Here is an 18284-nt window from a genome sequence, read left to right on the forward strand (position 1 = left end):
GGAGGGGCACCATGACAGACGAAAGCCCGGCATTCACCATCGGGATCGAAGAAGAATACCTGCTTGTCGACCGCGACAGCCTTGCGCTTGCCAATGCCCCAGAGGCCCTGATGACCGCCTGTCAGGACGAGTTGCAGGATCAGGTCAGCCCCGAATTCCTGACCTGTCAGATCGAGATCGGCACAAAGGTTTGCCGCAACGTGGCCGAGGCGCGCGAGGATCTCAAACGCCTGCGCAGCTGCGTCGCCAAGCACGCCGCCACCCATAACCTTGCCCCGATCGCCGCCTCTTGCCACCCGTTTTCGGATTGGCGCAACCAGACCCACACCGACAAGGAACGCTACAACCACCTGCAACATGATCTTGCGGGGGTCGTGCGACGGATGCTGATTTGCGGGATGCATGTGCATGTGGGCGTTGACGCGCCCGACCGCCGCATCGACCTGATGAACCAGCTGAGCTATTTCCTGCCGCATATTCTTGCACTTAGCTGTTCCTCGCCGTTCTGGCAGGGACAGGATACCGGGCTAAGTTGTTATCGGCTGACGGTGTTTGACAACCTGCCGCGCACCGGCCTGCCGCCGCGCATGGAGAGCTTTGGCGGCTTCGAGCGGTCGGTTCAGGCGCTCGTCGATCTCGGCGTGATTGAGGATGCCAGCAAGATCTGGTGGGATCTGCGACCCTCGTCGCGCTTTCCCACGCTTGAATCGCGGATTTGCGATGTACAGCCGCGCCTTGAACACACCCTGACCCTGGCCGCCCTGACCCAGGCGCTGACCCGGATGCTCTGGCGGTTGGCGGTCAAGAATCAGCGCTGGCGGATTTACGACAGCTTCCTCGTCGCCGAGAACCGCTGGCGCGCGCAACGCTATGGCACCCGCGAGGGCCTGATTGATTTCGGGCTTGGCGAGATCACGCCATTTGGCGACCTTCTTGAGGAACTTATTACGTTGATTCAAGAGGATGCAGCGTTCTTTGAATCCATGTCAGAGATCGAAAACGCCCGTGAAATCCTGCGCCAAGGCACCAGCGCCGAGCGCCAGCGACAGGCCTATGCAAGCGCCCGCGAGGCCGGGCAGGATGACGGCGAAGCCTTGCAATCGGTCGTGCGCCACCTGATCGAGGAATATCACGCCGACCTTTAGGGCCCCTGCCCCACAGGCCTTGCAAAACTCTTGCAAGAATTACTAATTAAACAAGTGTTCAATTCGCTTGAAACGGAGAGCCCGATGGATTTTGCCCTGACCGAAGAACAAAGCGCCATTTTCGATATGGCCCATGCCTTTGGGCAGGACCGGATCGCGCCGCATGCCCGTGATTGGGAACGCGACGGCACGATCCCGAAAGAGCTTTGGCCGGAAATCGCCGCGCTTGGTTTTGGCGGCCTTTATGTGAGCGAAGAGGCTGGCGGCTCTGGCCTCACCCGGCTTGACGCCACGCTGGTGTTCGAGGCGCTGTCGATGGCCTGCCCCTCGGTGGCGGCGTTTTTGTCGATCCACAACATGTGCGCCAAGATGATCGACAAGTTCGCCAGCGACGAGATGAAGGCGCGGGTGCTGCCACGCGCGATGAGCATGGAAACGGTTCTGTCCTATTGCCTGACCGAACCCGGCTCTGGCTCGGACGCCGCCGCGCTCAAGACCCGCGCCGAGCGCACCAATGAGGGCTATACCCTCAACGGCACCAAGGCGTTCATCTCGGGGGGCGGATATTCGGATGCCTATATCGTCATGGTGCGCACCGGTGACGTCGGCCCCAAGGGGGTCTCGACCGTTTATGTCGAAGATGGCAAACCGGGGCTGTCCTATGGCGGGCTTGAGGATAAAATGGGCTGGCGCAGCCAACCGACCCGTCAGGTGCAGTTTGCCAATTGCAACATTTCGAGTGGAGATCTGGTCGGTGAAGAGGGAAAAGGTTTCACATATGCGATGAATGGCCTTGATGGTGGCCGCCTCAACATTTCCGCCTGTTCGCTTGGCGCCGCGCAGCAGGCCTTGAACCTGACACTGCAATATATGTCCGAGCGCAAGGCTTTTGGGAAGTCGATCGACCAGTTTCAGGCGCTGCAATTCCGCCTTGCCGATATGGAAATCGAGCTTCAGGCGGCGCGTGTCTTTTTGCGTCAGGCGGCCTGGAAACTGGACACTAACGCACCCGATGCCACCAAGTATTGCGCCATGGCGAAAAAGTTCGTCACTGAGGCGGGATCGCGCATCGTCAACCAATGCCTGCAACTGCATGGCGGTTATGGCTATCTGGCCGATTACGGGATCGAAAAGCTGGTGCGCGACCTGCGGGTGCATGAAATCCTTGAGGGCACCAACGAAATCATGCGCCTGATCGTGGCGCGTCAAATGCTGGCGGATCATTAAGCCATGTCAGAACAGGCCGAAATTCACATCCGCAAAGAAGGCCGCGCCGGGCGCATCACGCTGGATCGTCCCAAGGCGCTCAACGCGCTGACCTATGAGATGGCGCTTGCCATTGAGGCGGCGCTTGATGAATGGCGCGATGACGCGGCGATTGATCTGGTGATCATCGACGCGCTCGGCGACAAGGCGTTTTGCGCGGGCGGCGACATCCAAAAGCTCTACGACACCGGGCACGCGGGTGATTTCGCCTATGGGCGTACCTTCTGGGCCGATGAATACCGCCTGAACGCCAAGATCGCCGAATACCCCAAGCCTTATGTGGCGCTGATGCAGGGGTTCGTGATGGGCGGCGGCGTTGGCATTTCCTGTCATGGCTCGCACCGGATCGTCTGCGAAAGCACCCAGATCGCCATGCCGGAATGCGGCATTGGCCTTGTGCCGGATGTGGGCGGCTCTCTTTTGCTGGCGCGCGCGCCGGGGCGTTTGGGCGAATATCTCGGCTGTACCGGGTCACGCATGGGGCCGGACGATGCGATTTATGCCGGTTTTGCAGATAGTTACGTGCCGCAAGTAAATTGGCCCGGCCTGATCGCCACCCTGGTCGAGACCGGCGACATCGCAGCCATTTCCGCCCAATCCGAGGCGCCCCCGCAAGGGGCGATGAGGGATCGCCTGGCAGAGGTCAACGTCCATTTCGGCGGCGAAACCCTTGGCGATATCGTCACCTCCCTACGCGGTGACGCGGGCGAATTCGCGGTCGCGACGCTCAAGACCATGACGCGCAATGCGCCGCTGTCGATGGCCTGCGCCGTCGAGATGATCCACCGCCTGCGCGGCCCAAGCGCGGATATCCGGCGCGCGCTCGGGCTTGAATACCGCTTTACCTGGCGGGCAATGCAAGACGGCGATTTCATCGAGGGCATCCGCGCCGCCATCATCGACAAGGATCGCAACCCACGCTGGAAACACGATCTTGCCACCCTGCCCGCCGTCGCGGTCAGCCAGATGCTTTTGCCATTGGGCAAGGATGCCCTGACCTTTGAGGAGGAGGTTTCATCATGAAAATCGGATTTATCGGACTGGGCAACATGGGCGCGCCCATGGCCGCCAACCTTGCAAGTGCCGGGCACGAGGTCACCGGCTTTGACATGGCTGAAGTCGCGATCGACGGCGTCACCATGGCGCAAAGCGCGGCCGAGGCCGCGACCGGGCGCGACGTGGTGATCACCATGCTGCCCAACGGCCAGATCCTGCGGTCGGTCGCGGATCAGGTGATCCCGGTCATGCAAAAGGGTGCGGTTCTGCTTGATTGCTCGACCGTCGACGTCGAAAGCGCCCGCGCAGTTGCCGCACAGGCCACCGAGGCCGGGCTTTTGGCGCTCGATGCCCCGGTCTCGGGTGGGACGGGCGGCGCCGTGGCCGGCACCTTGACCTTTATGGTTGGCGGTGACGGCGAGGGATTCAAGATCGCCTCTGAACTGTTTGATATCATGGGGCAAAAGGCGGTTCATTGCGGCGCCTCTGGCAATGGTCAGGCGGCCAAGATCTGCAACAACATGATCCTTGGCGCCACGATGATCGTCACCTGCGAGGCCTTTGCGCTTGCCGACAAGCTTGGGCTGGATCGTCAGGCGATGTTTGATGTGGTCAGCACCTCGTCGGGCTATAGCTGGAGCATGAACGCCTATTGCCCAGCGCCCGGTGTTGGGCCGAAATCGCCCGCCGACAACGATTATCAGCCCGGTTTTGCCGCCGAATTGATGCTCAAGGATTTGCGCCTGGCCCAACAGGCAGCAGAGGCCGCAGACGCCGATACGCCGCTTGGTGAGGCGGCGTGCAAGCTTTATGCACAGTTCGTCGAGGAAGAGGATGGCAAGGGTCGCGATTTCAGCGCGATGTTGCCCCGATTTGAGAAACGCGGACACAGTTAACCGGCCTCAAGGGCAGCGCCCTCGTAGGACCAGACAAGAATGCGGATAAGGCCAGCCATATGTTGGCCCTTCCCCTTGCCCTTTGTCGCGATATGTTGCACCACATAGCGCGCAACGACCCGACGGAAGGACCCGAAAAATGGCTGACGGAACGATCGACATCAACGCGAAACCCACCGAAGAGATTTCCGTCCGCGAAGTGTTCGGCATCGACACGGATATGATCGTAAAGGGCTTTGCCACACGCACCGATCGCGTGCCGGACGTGGACAGCACCTATAAGTTTGATCCCGATACCACGCTCGCCATTCTGGCCGGGTTTTCGCACAACCGCCGGGTGATGGTTCAAGGCTATCACGGAACGGGTAAATCCACCCATATCGAACAGGTGGCGGCGCGGTTGAACTGGCCGACGGTGCGGGTCAACCTTGACAGCCACATCAGCCGGATCGACCTGATCGGCAAGGATGCGATCAAGCTCAAGGACGGGGTGCAGGTCACCGAATTTCACGAGGGCATCCTGCCTTGGTCGCTGCGTAATCCGACGGCGATCGTGTTTGACGAATACGACGCGGGCCGCGCGGACGTGATGTTCGTGATTCAGCGCGTGCTTGAAGCCGATGGCAAGCTGACGCTTCTCGACCAGAACGAAGTGATCACGCCGAACCCCTATTTCCGGATTTTCGCCACCGCCAACACGGTTGGCCTTGGCGATACCACCGGGCTTTATCACGGCACGCAACAGATCAACCAGGGCCAGATGGACCGCTGGTCGCTTGTGGCGACGCTGAACTATCTCAGCCATGACGCCGAAACCGCCATCGTGATCGCCAAGAACCCCCTTTACAATACCGCCGAGGGCCGCAAGACCGTGAGCCGCATGGTAACCGTTGCCGACCTGTCGCGCACCGCTTTCATGAATGGCGAGCTTTCCACCGTGATGAGCCCGCGCACCGTGATTGCCTGGGCGCAAAACGCCACGATCTTCCGCAATGTGGGCTATGCGTTCCGTCTGACCTTCCTCAACAAATGCGACGAGCTTGAGCGCCAGACCGTGGCCGAATTCTATCAGCGCTGCTTTGACGAGGAACTGCCGGAAAGCGCGGCCAATGTGAACGTCAGGTAAGGCGCGTTTGCTTATCCGTGCCTTGAGCGCCAGTCTCACGAGGCGGCCTCTCAGGGTGGATGAGCGCCTCGCGATCAATTGGATCAGCCCGAAGGATCAGGAAACCGCGTCATGAACAAACCCACCGACAACCCCGCCGATCCGTTCAAGAAGGCGCTGGCGCAGGCAACCAAGGTGATGGCCGATGACGCCGATCTGACCGTTAGCTATTCGGTTGATCCCGCCGGTATCTCGGGCGATGCCATGCGCCTGCCGCAGGTCAGCCGCCGGATGACGCGCGAAGAGGTTTTGCTGGCGCGCGGCACCGCCGACGCGCTTGCCCTTCGCCACAAGTTTCACGACGCGGGCCTGCATGCGCGTTATGCCCCGCCGGGCGACATGGCCCGCGATCTTTACGAAGCGATGGAAACCGCCCGCTGCGAGGCGGTGGGCGCCCGCGACATGCCCGGCACCGCCAGCAATATCGATTCCAAGATTGCCGCCGACGCACAGCGTTTGGGCTATGAGCAGATCACCTCGACAGCCGATGCCCCCCTGCCCGCTGCGGCCGGCTATCTTATCCGCCATCTTGCCACCGGGCGCGACATGCCGCCGGGCGCGCAGAACGTGATGGAACTCTGGCGCGGCTTTATCGAGGAACAGGCTGGCGGCACGCTTGAGAACCTGCAAGACATCCTTGCCGACCAGACCGCCTTTGCCAAATTCGCCCGCCGGATGATCGAAGACCTCGGCTATGGCGATCAGCTTGGGGATGACCCGGATAATCTTGACGACGACACCGAGGATGACGCCGAAGAGAGCGGCGAAGATCAGGACGAGCAAGACAGCAGCGGCGACGAGGACAGCGACGAGAACGAAGCCGAGGCAGAGGCAGAGCGCAGCCAGGACGAACAGCAGGACGCCTCTCAGGCCCAGGTCAGCATGGACGACATGTCGGACGATGAGATGGACGACCAGACCGACCTGCCCGATGGCGAGGCCCCGCTAGAGCCGCCCGCGCCCCAGCCGATTTCGGACGCGGACCCGCATTACACCGTCTACAACGCTGCTTTTGATGAAGAAATCCGCGCCGAAGACTTGGCCGACCCGATCGAGCTTGAACGCCTGCGCGCCTATCTTGATCAACAGCTGGAGCCGCTCAAGGGCGCGGTCAGCCGTCTGGCCAACAAGCTTCAGCGCCGCCTTCAGGCGCAGCAAAGCCGGTCCTGGGAGTTTGACCGCGAAGAAGGCATTCTTGATGCCGGCCGACTTGCGCGCGTCGTGGCCAACCCGACGATGCCGCTCAGCTTCAAGGTCGAAAAAGACACCGAGTTTCGCGATACCGTGGTGACGCTCTTGTTGGATAATTCCGGCTCGATGCGCGGGCGGCCGATTTCGATTGCCGCGATCTGCGCCGATGTTCTGGCCCGCACGCTTGAGCGGTGCAGCGTCAAGGTGGAAATCCTCGGCTTTACCACCCGCGCGTGGAAAGGCGGGCAAAGCCGCGAAGCATGGCTTGCCGAAGGGCGCCCGCAACTGCCCGGTCGCCTGAATGATCTGCGCCACATCATCTATAAATCCGCCGATTCCCCGATGCGCCGGACGCGGGACAATCTTGGCCTGATGATGAAAGAAGGCCTGCTCAAGGAAAACATCGACGGCGAGGCGCTTGAATGGGCGCACCGGCGGATGGTGGCGCGCAAAGAGTCGCGCAAGATCCTGATGGTGATCAGCGATGGCGCGCCGGTGGACGATTCAACTTTGTCCGTTAACCCAGCGAATTACCTCGAAAAACACCTGCGCGACGTGATCGACATGGTCGAGCGGCGCAAACAGGTCGAATTGCTGGCCATTGGCATCGGCCATGACGTCACCCGCTATTACGAGCGCGCCGTGACCATCACCGACGCCGATCAGCTTGCCGGCGTGATGACTGAACAACTCGCCGCGTTGTTTGACAGCGACCCGCGCGCCCGGGCCCGTGTCATGGGCATCCGGCGGGCGATGTGATGTTTCAATCCTTTGACGACACTGCCCGCCCCGATCAGGGCCCGCCGCGCCTTGCCGCGCTGCGCGCCGCATTGGCCGAGGCCGGGTTGTCCGGTTTTCTTGTGCCGCGCGCCGATGCCCATCAGGGCGAATATGTCGCCAACTGCGATAACCGTCTGGCCTGGCTGACCGGGTTTACCGGCTCGGCGGGGTTCTGTGCGGTGCTGGCGGATGTGGCCGGGGTGTTTGTCGATGGCCGCTACCGCGTTCAGGTCAAGACCCAGGTCGACATCGCCCATTTCACCCCGGTTGACTGCCCCGAGGTGCGCCTTGGCGAATGGCTCAAGCAGCATCTGCCGCAGGGCGGCGAGGTTGGCTTTGACCCCTGGCTTTATACCGTGGAACAGCTTGAGGCGCTTGAAAAATCCCTGACGGGCAGCGGCATTACCCTGCGCGCCGTTGAAAACCAAATTGACCGGGTGTGGCCCGAGCGCCCCGAGCGTCCGCGCCGCCCGATCACGATTCAGCCCGATGACCTGACCGGCAGGCCCCATGCGGAAAAGCGCCATGACCTCGGCGCGGCACTAGAGGCAGCGGGCAAGCGCTGCGCGATCCTGGCCCTGCCGGATTCGATCTGCTGGCTCTTGAACATTCGCGGCTCTGACATTCCGCGCAATCCGATTGTTCAGGCATTCGCCCTGTTGGATTGGACCGGTGCCGTCACCCTGTTGACCGACGCCGAGGTCAGCCCAGAGGTCAAGGCGCATCTCGGCGATCACGTGCATCTGCGCCCCTATGGCGGCCTTTTGGAGACCCTTGACGCGGCGCAGGGCGCGACATTCCAGATCGACCCGGCCTCGACCCCCGCCATCGTTCTGAGCCATCTTCAGGCTCTGGCGGCCGAGCCTGAGCGCGCTATCACCATCACCTGCGGCGATGATCCCTGTGTGCTGCCCAAGGCCTGTAAAACCGAGGCCGAGATTGCCGGAACCCGCGCCGCCCATCTGCGCGATGGGGCGGCGGTGTGCGAGCTTCTCTGCTGGTTTGACGAGCAATCCCCCGGTACGATCACCGAGATCGACGTCGTCACCCAGCTTGAGGCCTGCCGCGCCGCGACCGGCAAGTTGTTGGACATCAGCTTTGACACCATCGCCGGCAGCGGCCCCAATGGCGCGCTTGCCCATTACCGGGTGACCCGGTCGAGCAATCGCACGCTGCAAAACGGCGATTTGCTGGTGCTGGATGGCGGCGGGCAGTACCTTGACGGCACCACCGATATCACCCGCACCCTGCCCGTCGGCGATGTGGGCGCGGATGAACGCGCGGCCTTCACCCGCGTGCTGCAAGGCATGATCGCGATTTCGCGGCTGCGCTTTCCGGCGGGCCTTGCCGGGCGCGATCTTGACGCGATTGCGCGCTATCCGCTCTGGCTTGCGGATCAGGACTACGGCCATGGCACCGGGCATGGCGTGGGGGTGCATCTGTGCGTACATGAAGGGCCTCAGAGGCTGTCGCGGACAAGTCACGAACCGCTCAAGCCGGGCATGATCCTGTCGAACGAGCCGGGCTATTACCGCGAGGGCGCCTTTGGCATCCGCATCGAAAACCTCCTGGTGGTGAGCGACGCACACCTCTTGCCCGGCGGCGATGTCTCGGGCAAGCTCTGCTTTGAGACGCTGAATTTCGTGCCCATCGACCGGCGCCTGATCGACCGGGATATGCTGACACAGCCCGAGCGCGACTGGCTTGACGCCTATCACCAAGAGTGCCGCGACAAAATCGGCTCTCGGCTCTCGGCGCGAGCCCGGCTATGGTTGGACCAAGCAACCCGGCCCGTTTGACATCTGCCTGTCATCGCGCCGCGTCATATAAAAAAAAACGACTTCAATAGGGATGGATCATGGCCGATATCACGACACGCAAAGCAGAAGGCACCTGGACCGTGCGCGCCGGTGGCGCCGTTCTGGCCGAAACCAAGAACGCAATCGAGCTGACCGAGGGCGAATATCCGGCGGTCTATTACTTTCCGCGCAGCGACATCGCGATGGCGTTCCTCGATGAAAGCCCGCAGACAAGCCATTGCCCCCACAAGGGCGATGCGCGGTTCTTTTCCATCGTGACCAAAAGCAAAACGCTGGAAAACGCCGCCTGGAGCTATGAATCCCCCAAACCCGCCGCCGCCGCCATCAAAGACCACATCGCGTTCTACTCAAGCTCGACCGTCACCGTCGAGCGGGTCTGACCGGACTGGCCCACAGTCTGGGCCGGTCGGGGCTTTTCTGTGGGTGGAACAATCGCGGTCTGTGGGTGGCTTGGATTTTGGTGTGCAAGCGAAAACCTGACTTTCGCGACACTCTGCGCTAAGGTCTGCGTCGCGGACCAAGCTGCCATTCTACGTTCAAACTCTGGGGTCTGCTTTCGGCCTATTCTGTTGAAAAACTCCGCTACGCCAAAATCGCCTCGGAAACTTGGAACACTGTTCTCGTCACAGGCCAATTGACAAACGGTACTTCCAGAATGGCGTTTTAGCGGGACAATATTCTGCTGATCTTGCCCTTTCGAGCGATCAGGCGAGTTTTTCAACGGAATAGGCCCATTTTTGCCGTTCGTAGCAAAGCACGCGCAGTGACAGGTCTCAGAGCTTACCCGACGGTCTTGCATATGCGGCGAATGACAGCGTCGTCACGGCGATTCGCCATTTCAACGCTGAACAGAATAACTTCCTATTTCGCCTGAACCCGTGGCGCGAACAATCTCGTCATTCTGCGAACTCTGTCTCTGATTAATGATATTTCGTCGCTCAAACTGGAACAAAACCAAGCCTGTTTGATATTGTCTCACAGATCCCAACAATTGGCAGAAAGTATTGAATTTTGTCCAAAATGAGGCACGATAGTGTCAGAAATTCAACGCGCCCTCATCATTGAACACAGGGCCAGGGGGAAATAGAATGTATTTTATTTATAGAAAAACGTCAGGCTTCTGGGCATGGCCTGTCACCACAAAATCAAACCGCGCACCTAGGTCTAACCTAGGCGGCGTAAGTATTGCGGGGTGTGAACATGAGTATTGAAAAGGCCCGTCAAGGACGTCTCCGCGCTCTCAAGCTTGTGAATTCAGACAGGGTGCTTGTTTGCGCCGCGCGAAATTGTGATGACATCGTAATGCCTTCAAAACTTAGTATTGATGCGCATTTGTTGACCGAGTTGCATCATGGGGTGCACGTCAAACAGATAATGAATGAAACTGGGTGGTCTTCGTCGAGAGTGATGGAGCAATTGTACAAAGCGGCAAAGAAAGCCCGACTTGGGATTGAGCGGCGAAAAGGTGTGCTGTACTTGGTTCATCCGAGCGACATCGCAGAGAAAGTCAGAGAGCGCTTTGCAGACGATTGCAGAGAGCGTCGGTTGCTTGGCAACGCAATGCCACCTTTGCAGCCGCTGGGGTCTCTTGCGGAAATCGCCTGAGATAAAGCCGAAATGTCAGCGGTGTGAACGAAAAAGCTGAGCGTTTAAGAATAGCTCAGTTTAACTTAAAACGGGCATTGGTATTAACTAAGAGAACGGCATTTTTTGCCCCGTTTAGCGGACCTTAATCCTGAGCGTTGTGAACGGCCGCTTTCCACCTATTCTGTTGAAAAACTCCGCTACGCCAAAATCGCCTCGGAAACTTGGAACACTGTTCTCGTCACAGGCCAATTGACAAACGGTACTTCCAGAATGGCGTTTTAGCGGGACAATATTCTGCTGATCTTGCCCTTTCGAGCGATCAGGCGAGTTTTTCAACGGAATACACCCTTTGCCGCTATCCGTACAGTTCGTAGCATCTGGTATTTTGGGCTCAATTCTGCTATTAGCTGCAGATGGCACAAAGGTCCGGTTTGGCCGTGCGTACCTACGCATCAAACCTGTTGAGGCAATGACTATCCCCTAACTATGCTCTTCCTCCGAAACCGCCGCCAGGGCGCGGTTATAGGCTTGCAGGGCGTCCACATGAAACAGCGCGCCCATGAGTTCGGGGGGGGTGTCTTCGCCCGCCAGAGTGACCACCGGGATGAAGGGCATCGGAGAGCGGTCAAACACCGGCATCGCCGCCGCGAGCGTGGCGTTGGCGTCGATATAGACGCCTTGTTCGATCAGAGCCCAGCAGTCGTCTTCCGGGGCCGCGCGGGGGTCGGTGTCTGTCCGCATCAGCTTGGACACCGTGAACATCCCCAAAAGATAGGCCTGCGGCCCCGCCGCAAGCTGAATCCCGCGCCGCTCAAGCTGGGTCAGGAAGAACGAGCGTCGCACAAGCTGTGAGCCAAGCGCGGTCGACATCGACACCGCCACCATCACCGCAAGCCCGGTCTGCCAGTCCCCCGTAAGCTCGAACACGATCAGCGTGGTCGAGATCGGCGCGCCAAGCACCGCCGCCGCCACCGCGCCCATGCCCGCAAGCGCATAGAGGGTGTGCGAGCCCGACACCTCGGGGAAGATCGAGGTCGCCACAAGCCCGAAGGCCAGCCCGGTCAGCGCCCCGACCATGAGCGAGGGCGAAAACACCCCGCCGCCCATGCGCCCGCCGATGGTGATCGCCACCGCCACCACCTTGAGCATCGCGAAGATCACGGCCTCATGCAACAAAAGCTGTCCGGTGAGGGCGGCCGAGGTGGTCTCGTATCCGACGCCGATGATATGCGGGAACCAGATCGCCAGCAGCCCGAGCAAGGCCCCTGCCCCCGCCGGGCGCAGCCATCTCGGCAGGCCGGTGCGGCTCTGAATATGGCTGGCGACACTTTCGGCCAGAAAGATCGCCCGCATCAGGGCGGCGGCGACAAAGCCACAGACCAGCCCGAGGATGAGAAAGGCCGGCAATTCCACGTAGAACTCAAGCGCGCTTGCGACCGGCAGGGCAAATTCGGTGACATCGCCGAATTCCAGCCGGTTGATCACCGTGCCCGCCACGCTGGCGATCACGATGGGGGCAAAGGCATGCACCGCGAAATGGCGCAACACCACCTCTAGTGCAAAAAGCGCCCCGGCAATCGGCGCGTTGAACGAGGCCGACACCGCCGCCGCCACCGCACAGCCCAACAAATCGCGCCCGGTGATGCCATCGGCGTGGATCTTGTCGCTGACCCAGCTTGAAATCACCCCGGCCATATGCACCACCGGCCCCTCGCGCCCCGAAGAGCCGCCAGAGCCAAGCGTGATCAGCGAGGCGAGCGCCGAGGCGATGCCTTCGCGCCGCTCGACCCGGCCCTCGTAGATTGCCGCGCCCTCGATCACATCCGACACCGAGCGCACCCGCCCATCCGGCGTAAAGCGGTGCAGGATAAGCCCGACCGCCAAACCGCCGGCGATCGGCAGGAACAGCACCCAGTACCACGGAAGGGTTTGCGCAAAACTATGCAGGTGAGCGACATCATAAGAGCCGTAAAGCAGCCCCTGAAGCGCGTTGATGCCTTTGCGGAACAATAGCGCGGCAAAGCCTGCGGCGATGCCGATCAACAGCGCGATCAGCCAGAATTGAAACTGGCTCGGCCCGCGCCCGCGCAAAACCTGCCATCCCCGCCGGATGCCCTGCACCACCGGATCGCAGGCCTGTCGCCAGAATGAGCGTTCAAGATTCTGCATCAACCCTCCGTCCGCGCCGGTCGGCGCGCTTTCGCAATGGCGCGGCTTCGCCTAGGGTAGGACGTCACTCACGATGAAGGACCAAGCATGGGCATTCAGAACGCAATCGCCGACCTCATATCATCTCTAGGCCAACAGGTAACGCGGTCCAAGTCCGATCTGGAAATCCATGGTCGAAGCGAGTCACATTTCTCGCTCTCGCCCCCGGATGCGGTGGTTTACCCCGAGACGACCGCGCAGGTGGCCGAGATCCTGACGATCTGTGCGCGCCATCGCTGTCCGGTGGTGGGCTGGGGCACGGGCACCTCGCTTGAGGGGCAATCGCAGGCGGTTCTCGGCGGTGTCGTGGTCGATTTCAGCCGGATGAACCGCATCCTGAGCATCGCCGCCGAGGATATGACCGTGACGGTGCAACCCGGCGTGACGCGCGAGGCGCTCAATGAAGAGCTGCGCGCCACCGGGCTTTTCTTTCCGGTCGATCCGGGCGCCAATGCCTCGCTTGGGGGCATGGCCGCGACCCGCGCCAGTGGCACGACTGCGGTACGGTACGGCACAATGCGCGACAACGTTCTGGCGCTCGAGGTGGTCACCGCCAGCGGCGAGGTGATCCGCACCGGCACGCGCGCGCGCAAATCCTCGGCGGGCTATGATCTGACCGGGCTTTTCGTCGGCTCCGAGGGCACGCTTGGCCTTGTGACCGAACTTACGCTGCGCCTTCAAGGCACGCCCGAGGCGATCTCGGCGGCGGTCTGTGCCTTCGAGAGCGTGGGCGATGCCGTGGCGGCGGTAATCGACACCATCCAATGCGGCGTGCCGATGGCGCGGATCGAATTGATGGACACCGAGAGTGTCGCCGCCGTCAATGCCTATGCCGGGATGGGCCTTGCGCCAAAGCCGCATCTTTTGCTGGAATTCCACGGCACCGAGGCCTCGGTGCGCGAACAGGCCGAAACCTTTGGCATGATCGCCAAGGATCGGGGCGGCTCGGGCTTTGACTGGGCCAGCCGCCCCGAGGATCGCAGCGCCCTCTGGACCATGCGCCACAATGCCTATTACGCCATTCTAGCCGCCCGACCCGGCGCGCGCGCGATTGTCACCGACATTTGCGTTCCGATCTCAAAACTGGCCCGCGCGATCGAGGACACACGCGCCGATCTTGAACGGTCCGGCGTTCAGGGGCCGATTCTGGGTCATGTGGGGGACGGCAATTTCCATGCGGTTTTGTTGGTCGACGAGCACGCCCCCGACGAGATCATGCGCGCCAAGCAGGTCTCGGAGCGAATGGTCGAGCGCGCGCTTGCGCTTGGCGGCACCTCGACCGGCGAGCATGGCATCGGCATCGGCAAGCTTGGCTATATGGCGCGCGAGCATGGCGGCGGTTGGGCCATGATGGGCGCCATCAAGGCGGCGCTTGACCCCGACAACATCATGAACCCCGGCAAATTAGTGCCGCCGCGCACCTAAGGGTCGGCTCGGCACTCCAAGAGCCTTGCCGGATGTAGTGAACACACGCCCCTTGCAGGTCTGCTCCGGGCCTGTGTCGGATTGCCAGGGACCGTTGCCTTGCGTTCGTCAGGACTTGGGCGTAAACGCAGGGCCTGTGCAACCAGGTACTGCCGAGTCTGATGGAAATCTACCTGCCCATCGCCGAGGTTTCGGTGAACGGTCCACTTCTGCTTTCTATCGGGCTTGTTGTCGGCCTGCTCTCAGGCATGTTCGGGGTTGGCGGCGGTTTCCTGATTACGCCTCTTCTGTTTTTCATCGGCATCCCGCCTGCGGTCGCAGTGGCCACATCGGCCAACCAGATCGTTGCCTCGTCCTTTTCGGCCATCCTTGCCCATATCCGCCGTCGTACCGTCGATTTTCCGATGGGTATCGCGCTTATGGTTGGCGGTCTCAGCGGCTCGACCGTGGGCATCTTTATCTTCAACCTGCTGCGCGAGCTTGGGCAGGTCGATCTTTTGGTCAACATCTTCTACGTGGTCGTTCTGGGTCTGATAGGCGGGCTGATGTTCATCGAAAGCCTGAGCGCGCTGCGCAAGTCAAAGGTGCAGGGCCCCAAAGCCAAACGCAAGCGGGGCGGTCTTGACTGGGTCCACGCCATGCCGATGCGCGTGCGCTTCCGCTCTTCGGGGCTCTATATCTCGGTTTTTCCGCCGCTTATTGTCGGCTTTTTCGTCGGCGTACTGTCGGCCATCATGGGGGTGGGCGGCGGCTTCGTTGTCGTGCCTGCGATGATCTACATCCTTGGCATGCCGACCAAAGTCGTGGTCGGAACCTCGCTTTTCCAGATCATCTTCGTCTCGGCCTACACCACGATGATGCATGCCTATAACAGCCACACAGTCGATACGGTGCTGGCCGTGCTGCTTATTGTCGGCGGCGTGATCGGTGCCCAGATCGGCGCCCGCATCGGCCTGCGGCTCAAGGCCGAACAACTGCGCATTTTGCTGGCCTTGCTGGTGCTTGCCGTCTGCCTCAAGCTGGGGCTTGATCTGGTGCTGCAGCCGACCGAGGCCTTCTCGATCTCCGTCGCCCGTCACCTCTGATCAACAGGCATGGGCGCGCGCGCGGACACCCGCGTTTACAGCCGCGGCCACGCGCAGTGCTTTGGTTGCCTGGGGATGGCCGCGCGTCGAGCAGAGCTGTGAGCGGCCCCTCAGCCCCCCATCAAGGCCTCGGCGGCGGCGCGGGCCTCGGGGGTGATATGCTCACCCGAGAGCATGCGCGCGATTTCATCGACGCGGTCGGGGCCCAGCATCGGGCGCACGGTCGACAGGGTTTGGTCGTTCTCAACCCGCTTTTCCACCCGCCAGTGATGCGCGCCCTTGGCCGCGACCTGCGGCGAGTGGGTGACCACAAGCACCTGACCGCCGCTCGCCAGTTGCGCAAGCCTGCGACCGACCGCATCGGCGGTGGCCCCGCCGACACCGCGATCAATCTCGTCGAAAATAAGCGTCAGCCCGCTATCCGTGCCGGTCAGACAGACCTTGAGCGCCAGCAAAAAGCGGCTGAGCTCGCCGCCCGAGGCGATCTTGGCAAGCGGCCCGGCGGGCGCGCCGGGGTTGGTGGCAACGCTGAAGGTGACCTCGTCCTGCCCGCTTGGGCCCAGCTCGGCTGGGGTGATCCGGGTCTCGAAGACCGCGCGTTCCATCTTGAGCGGGGCCAGCTCTGCGGTAACGGCGCGATCAAGCGCGGTGGCGGCTTCTTTGCGCGCCGCGCTTAATGCCCCGGCGGCAGCGGCATAGCTCGCCTCGGCCTCGGACAGGGCCACGCCAAGCGCCTTGAGATCGGCGTCGCCCTGATCGAGCGCGACAATCTGGCGGCGCAGCGCATCGGCAAAATCCCCAAGATCGTCGGGCAGAACGTCATGCTTGCGGGCAAGCGCGCGGATCGCAAACAGGCGCTCTTCAGCCTCTTCCAATTCGAGCGGATTGAAGCTGAGCGCGTCAAGGCAGCGGGTGACGCCGCTGGCCGCCTCGTCAAGTTCGACAAGCGCGCGGCCAATCGCGGCAATCGGCGCGTCAAGCTGGCCTTCGGCCTTTTCGGCAACCCCTTCAAGCCAGCGAAGTGCATCAGCGGCAGCACCTTCTGCGCCCTCTTGGCCGAGCACCTGCGCAGCGCGCGCGATATCCTCGCGGATACGCTCGCCCGATTGCATCATGCGGCGGCGGATATCAAGCTCGGCCTCTTCACCGGGCTGCGGATCAATCGCGTCAAGCTCGCCCACCGCGTGGCGCAGGAAATCCTCTTCGGCGCGCACCTTGGCCAAAGCGACCTCGGCGGTCTCAAGCGCCTTTCGGCGCGCCGCCACATCACGCCAGACCGCGCGCACCGTGTCGCGCAGAGCGCCAAGATCGCCGTAGGTATCAAGCAGGTCGCGATGGCCTTTGGGGTTCAAAAGCCCGCGATCATCGTGCTGGCCATGCAGTTCAACCAACGTTTCAGACAAACGCCGCAACACCTCGCCCGAACAGCGCCGGTCGTTGACCCAGGCAGTCTTGCGCCCGTCGGCGCCATTGACGCGGCGCAGGATAAGCTCGTCGTCCTCCGGCAAGCCCGCCTCGCGCAAAACCGCGCGCGCAGGATGGGTCGGGGCGATGTCAAAGGTTGCGACCACCTCGCCCTGTTCGGCCCCGGCGCGCACAAGCTCGGCGCGGCCGCGCCAGCCAAGCACAAACCCCAATGAATCCAAAAGGATCGACTTGCCGGCCCCGGTTTCGCCGGTCAGCACGTTAAGGCCCGGCTGAAACACAAGGTCCAGCCGGTCAATGATCAGCATGTCGCGAATATCGAGACCCCTGAGCACTTTGCCCTGCCCCCTCAGTTCCGGGTTACAGCCACCGGCCCTGGATCATCTGTCGGTACACCTGCCGCAGCCAGTTGTCGCCCGCCGCTTCCAACGTCAGACCCCGGCCGGTCAACAGTTTATAGCTGTCCTCGTACCATTCGGTGCCGCGGAAGTTATGGCCAAGGATGGCGCCGGCGGTGCGGGCCTCATCGACCAGACCAAGCGACAGATAGGCCTCGACCAGACGATGCAGCGCCTCGGCGGTATGGGTGGTGGTCTGGAAATCCTCGACCACGACGCGGAACCGGTTGATCGCCGCCGAGAAATGATCGCGGCGCAGGTAGTAGCGGCCGATTTCCATCTCTTTCGAGGCCAGGTGATCAAAGGCCAGATCGAATTTCAGGATCGCCGACGAGGCATATTCGCTATCGGGATAACGCTCGATCACTTCGCGCAGCGATTGCAGCGCTTGAAAGGTCAGCCCCTGATCGCGGCCCACTTCGTCAATCTGGTCGTAATAGCTCAGCGCCAGAAGATACTGCGCATAGGCGGCATCTTCGTCGGTCGGATAGAAATCAATGAAACGCTGCGCGGCGGCGCGGCTGTTTTCATAATCCTTGTCCTGATGATAGGCAAAGGCCTGCATGATCACCGACCGCTTGGCCAGCTCGGAATAAGGATAAAGCCGCTCGACCTCGGCAAAGCTCTTGGCCGCAAGATCGGGATCGCGTTGCGCCAGATCATATTCGCCACGCTCAAAAATCTGTTGAGCGGTGAAATTTTCGTAATTGACCGTGCCGCGTTCGACGCTCTGGTCAGAGCATCCCGCTGCTGCGACAACCACAAGAAGGGCACCGACCAACTTAGCCCGGGACTTGCCGACATTCATGCGCGATCTCACCTTAAATTACGAAAACAGGGGAAGCCCCCTCATGTCGTCTTGGTCCTAGCACAGAAATTTCCGGTGCAAAACGCCTT

Annotated in this window: 14 protein-coding genes; 11 read left to right on the forward strand and 3 right to left on the reverse strand. The window is 61.4% G+C overall.

Annotation, left to right across the window (positions count from 1 at the left end):
- Positions 1-11 precede the first annotated feature (11 nt).
- From ROG8370_RS09280 to ROG8370_RS09320, 9 genes are all read left to right on the forward strand, one after another.
- Positions 12-1145 carry a carboxylate-amine ligase gene (locus tag ROG8370_RS09280; RefSeq protein ID WP_085826806.1) on the forward strand — a complete coding sequence of 378 codons (1134 nt, stop codon included), beginning with the start codon at positions 12-14 and terminating at the stop codon, positions 1143-1145.
- An 84-nt stretch (positions 1146-1229) separates the two neighbouring features.
- Positions 1230-2372 (forward strand): acyl-CoA dehydrogenase family protein, encoded by a 1143-nt coding sequence (locus ROG8370_RS09285; RefSeq protein ID WP_085826849.1) that lies wholly within the window; start codon positions 1230-1232, stop codon positions 2370-2372.
- Between the two features lie 3 nt (positions 2373-2375).
- Positions 2376-3434 (forward strand): enoyl-CoA hydratase/isomerase family protein, encoded by a 1059-nt coding sequence (locus tag ROG8370_RS09290; protein ID WP_085826807.1) that lies wholly within the window; start codon positions 2376-2378, stop codon positions 3432-3434.
- A complete protein-coding gene (mmsB, locus tag ROG8370_RS09295) occupies positions 3431-4303 on the forward strand; it encodes a 3-hydroxyisobutyrate dehydrogenase (RefSeq protein ID WP_085826808.1) in 873 nt (290 codons plus the stop codon). The genes ROG8370_RS09290 and mmsB overlap by 4 nt, the downstream gene beginning before the upstream one ends.
- A gap of 139 nt (positions 4304-4442) precedes the next feature.
- Positions 4443-5429, forward strand: a complete 987-nt coding sequence (gene cobS / locus ROG8370_RS09300) for a cobaltochelatase subunit CobS (protein WP_085826809.1) — start codon at positions 4443-4445, stop codon at positions 5427-5429.
- A gap of 111 nt (positions 5430-5540) precedes the next feature.
- The gene (gene cobT, locus ROG8370_RS09305) at positions 5541-7418 is read left to right on the forward strand and encodes a cobaltochelatase subunit CobT (RefSeq protein ID WP_085826810.1); all 1878 of its coding nucleotides are present in this window, start codon (positions 5541-5543) and stop codon (positions 7416-7418) included.
- Entirely contained in the window at positions 7418-9238 is a 1821-nt protein-coding gene (locus tag ROG8370_RS09310) for an aminopeptidase P family protein (RefSeq protein WP_085826811.1), read from the forward strand. The genes cobT and ROG8370_RS09310 overlap by 1 nt, the downstream gene beginning before the upstream one ends.
- A gap of 59 nt (positions 9239-9297) precedes the next feature.
- The gene (locus ROG8370_RS09315) at positions 9298-9639 is read left to right on the forward strand and encodes a DUF427 domain-containing protein (RefSeq protein WP_085826812.1); all 342 of its coding nucleotides are present in this window, start codon (positions 9298-9300) and stop codon (positions 9637-9639) included.
- Between the two features lie 820 nt (positions 9640-10459).
- Positions 10460-10864 carry a hypothetical protein gene (locus ROG8370_RS09320; protein WP_085826813.1) on the forward strand — a complete coding sequence of 135 codons (405 nt, stop codon included), beginning with the start codon at positions 10460-10462 and terminating at the stop codon, positions 10862-10864.
- A 462-nt stretch (positions 10865-11326) separates the two neighbouring features.
- Here the strand turns inward: ROG8370_RS09320 and ROG8370_RS09325 are convergent, their stop codons facing one another.
- On the reverse strand, positions 11327-13015 hold the full coding sequence (locus tag ROG8370_RS09325; protein WP_085826814.1) for a chloride channel protein: 1689 nt from the start codon (positions 13013-13015) through the stop codon (positions 11327-11329).
- Between the two features lie 87 nt (positions 13016-13102).
- Here ROG8370_RS09325 and ROG8370_RS09330 point away from each other — a divergent pair, with 87 nt between their 5' ends.
- Together ROG8370_RS09330 and ROG8370_RS09335 are read left to right on the forward strand one after the other, a co-directional pair.
- On the forward strand, positions 13103-14479 hold the full coding sequence (locus ROG8370_RS09330; protein ID WP_085826815.1) for an FAD-binding oxidoreductase: 1377 nt from the start codon (positions 13103-13105) through the stop codon (positions 14477-14479).
- A 161-nt stretch (positions 14480-14640) separates the two neighbouring features.
- Positions 14641-15564 (forward strand): sulfite exporter TauE/SafE family protein, encoded by a 924-nt coding sequence (locus ROG8370_RS09335; RefSeq protein ID WP_085826816.1) that lies wholly within the window; start codon positions 14641-14643, stop codon positions 15562-15564.
- 110 nt (positions 15565-15674) lie between these two features.
- Here the strand turns inward: ROG8370_RS09335 and recN are convergent, their stop codons facing one another.
- Positions 15675-17324, reverse strand: a complete 1650-nt coding sequence (gene recN, locus ROG8370_RS09340) for a DNA repair protein RecN (protein WP_085826817.1) — start codon at positions 17322-17324, stop codon at positions 15675-15677.
- A gap of 25 nt (positions 17325-17349) precedes the next feature.
- Positions 17350-18195: an outer membrane protein assembly factor BamD gene (locus tag ROG8370_RS09345; RefSeq protein WP_085826818.1), complete on the reverse strand. Its 846-nt coding sequence runs from the start codon at positions 18193-18195 to the stop codon at positions 17350-17352.
- Between the last annotated feature and the right edge of the window lie 89 nt (positions 18196-18284).

Source organism: Roseovarius gaetbuli (assembly GCF_900172365.1).
In the GTDB taxonomy this organism is placed as follows: Bacteria; Pseudomonadota; Alphaproteobacteria; order Rhodobacterales; family Rhodobacteraceae; genus Roseovarius; species Roseovarius gaetbuli.

What these genes read in the sequence shown, in the direction of transcription:
- ROG8370_RS09335 (WP_085826816.1), top strand. Translation starts at nt 14,641, where the DNA reads ATGGAAATCTACCTGCCCATCGCCGAGGTTTCGGTGAACGGTCCACTT.
- ROG8370_RS09330 (WP_085826815.1), top strand. Translation starts at nt 13,103, where the DNA reads ATGGGCATTCAGAACGCAATCGCCGACCTCATATCATCTCTAGGCCAA.
- cobS (WP_085826809.1), top strand. Translation starts at nt 4,443, where the DNA reads ATGGCTGACGGAACGATCGACATCAACGCGAAACCCACCGAAGAGATT.
- ROG8370_RS09345 (WP_085826818.1), bottom strand. Translation starts at nt 18,195, where the DNA reads ATGAATGTCGGCAAGTCCCGGGCTAAGTTGGTCGGTGCCCTTCTTGTG.
- ROG8370_RS09290 (WP_085826807.1), top strand. Translation starts at nt 2,376, where the DNA reads ATGTCAGAACAGGCCGAAATTCACATCCGCAAAGAAGGCCGCGCCGGG.
- mmsB (WP_085826808.1), top strand. Translation starts at nt 3,431, where the DNA reads ATGAAAATCGGATTTATCGGACTGGGCAACATGGGCGCGCCCATGGCC.
- ROG8370_RS09315 (WP_085826812.1), top strand. Translation starts at nt 9,298, where the DNA reads ATGGCCGATATCACGACACGCAAAGCAGAAGGCACCTGGACCGTGCGC.
- ROG8370_RS09285 (WP_085826849.1), top strand. Translation starts at nt 1,230, where the DNA reads ATGGATTTTGCCCTGACCGAAGAACAAAGCGCCATTTTCGATATGGCC.
- ROG8370_RS09320 (WP_085826813.1), top strand. Translation starts at nt 10,460, where the DNA reads ATGAGTATTGAAAAGGCCCGTCAAGGACGTCTCCGCGCTCTCAAGCTT.
- ROG8370_RS09280 (WP_085826806.1), top strand. Translation starts at nt 12, where the DNA reads ATGACAGACGAAAGCCCGGCATTCACCATCGGGATCGAAGAAGAATAC.
- cobT (WP_085826810.1), top strand. Translation starts at nt 5,541, where the DNA reads ATGAACAAACCCACCGACAACCCCGCCGATCCGTTCAAGAAGGCGCTG.
- ROG8370_RS09325 (WP_085826814.1), bottom strand. Translation starts at nt 13,015, where the DNA reads ATGCAGAATCTTGAACGCTCATTCTGGCGACAGGCCTGCGATCCGGTG.
- ROG8370_RS09310 (WP_085826811.1), top strand. Translation starts at nt 7,418, where the DNA reads ATGTTTCAATCCTTTGACGACACTGCCCGCCCCGATCAGGGCCCGCCG.